At 60.6% G+C, this 1879-nt stretch carries 1 protein-coding gene; it reads left to right on the forward strand.

All coding sequences use genetic code 11. The features are described from left to right. Nucleotides 1–3: 3 nt before the first annotated feature. Nucleotides 4–1794 (forward strand): bifunctional diguanylate cyclase/phosphodiesterase, encoded by a 1791-nt coding sequence (locus tag AC1DLB_RS28950; protein WP_477743818.1) that lies wholly within the window; start codon nucleotides 4–6, stop codon nucleotides 1792–1794. Nucleotides 1795–1879: the final 85 nt, after the last annotated feature.

The raw sequence follows: 1879 nt of genomic DNA on the forward strand, positions 1-1879 counted from the left end.
GCCATGACCACAACCGAACAGCTGAGTGCCTTGAGCTCAATACTGACTCAAAGCGGTTTGCACAGCCTGTTCCAGCCGATCATTTCTCTCTCCGAACGACAAATCATCGGCTACGAAGCCCTCAGCCGTGGCCCCTCCAACAGCCCGCTGCACTCCCCCATTGCCCTGTTCGCGGTCGCTCGCCAGGCCGGTCGCCTCAGCGAACTGGAAATCGCTTGCCGACAAAGCGCTTGCCGACGTTTCAATGAACAGCAACTGCCCGGCAAACTGTTCCTCAATGTATCCCCGGAATCCCTGCTCGAAGCCGCCCACCAGCCCGGACGCACCCTGCAACTGCTGCAGGATTTCGGCATACCGCCGAGCCAGGTGGTGATCGAACTCACCGAACAGACCCCGACCGACGATTTCCAGTTGCTGCAAACCGCCCTGCATCACTATCGGGCGATGGGTTTTTCGATTGCGCTGGATGATCTGGGCGCGGGTTATTCAAGCTTGCGGCTGTGGTCTGAATTGCGCCCGGATTATGTCAAGATCGATCGACACTTTATCGACGGCATTCATCAGGACGCGCTCAAACGTGAATTCGTCGGCTCGATCCTGCAGATCGCCAAGGCGTCCCGGGCAAAAGTGATCGCCGAAGGCATCGAATTGTCAGAAGAACTCGCCGTGCTGACCGAAATGGGCGTCGATCTTGTGCAAGGCTATCTGCTCTGCCGGCCCCAGGAGCATCCGCCCCGCGATGCCCGAACCTTGATGCCCAAACCAACCAGCGCCGCAGCGATGCTGAACGAGGACGCCAGTGACCTCAGCGCCCTGCTCAACGACCAACCGGCGATGGCCAGCGACACCCCGACCGCCACCGTGCTGGAAGCCTTCCGCCGCCAGGCCAACCTGAACTCCCTGGCGGTACTCGACAAGCAAGGCCGGCCGTGCGGCATTGTTCACCGTCATTCGCTCTCGGACGCCCTGCTCAAGCCGTTTGCCACCGACCTGTTCGCCCGCAAACCCATCAGCCGCTTGATGAGCGATGACTTCCTCGCCGTGGAACTGAGCCAGTCGCTGCAACAAGTCAGCCGCCTGATCACCAGCCGCGCCCGCCAACGCATCGAAGAAGACTTCATCATCACCCTCAACGGCGGCTATCTGGGCCTGGGCCGAGTGATCGACGTGCTCAAACTGATTACCGAACTGAAAATCCAGCAAGCCCGCTACGCTAACCCGCTGACCCTGCTGCCAGGCAACGTGCCGATCCAGCAATGCCTGACACGGCTGCTGCAACAGGAACGGGAATCGGTGATCTGCTAYGTGGACATCGACAGCTTCAAACCCTTCAACGACATCTACGGCTACGGTCGCGGGGACGAAGTCCTACTGTGCCTGGCGCAATGCCTGAACGACCGCGTCGACCCATCCCGCGACTTCGTCGGCCATATCGGCGGCGACGACTTCCTACTGGTGCTCGGCCCGGAAGACTGGCGCAAACGCCTGAACCAACTGCTGGACGACTTCCACAGCCAATGCCGACGCTTCTACCGCAGCGAACACCTCGAAGCCGGCTGCTTCATCGCCCCCAACCGCCAGGGCGTAAGACAGGAGTTCCCGCTGCTGTCGCTGTCCATCGGCGTAGTGCACCTGCATCCACAGGCCTGCGGACAACTCGACGCGAGCCAGCTAGCGGAAATGGCCTCACAGGCCAAACACCACGCGAAGAATGTGCCGGGGTATAGCGTGCATGTGATTGATAGCCTGGCGGTGCCAGTCGGCGAAGAGACACTGATCTCAGGCCGGCGGTGATCACCAAAAAAATCGCAGCCTTCGGCAGCGCCCACAGGCGCGCAGGAGCTGCCGAAGGTTGCGATCTTTTGATCTTGCTCTTGTG

It is taken from the genome of Pseudomonas sp. 05N434 (assembly GCF_056396965.1).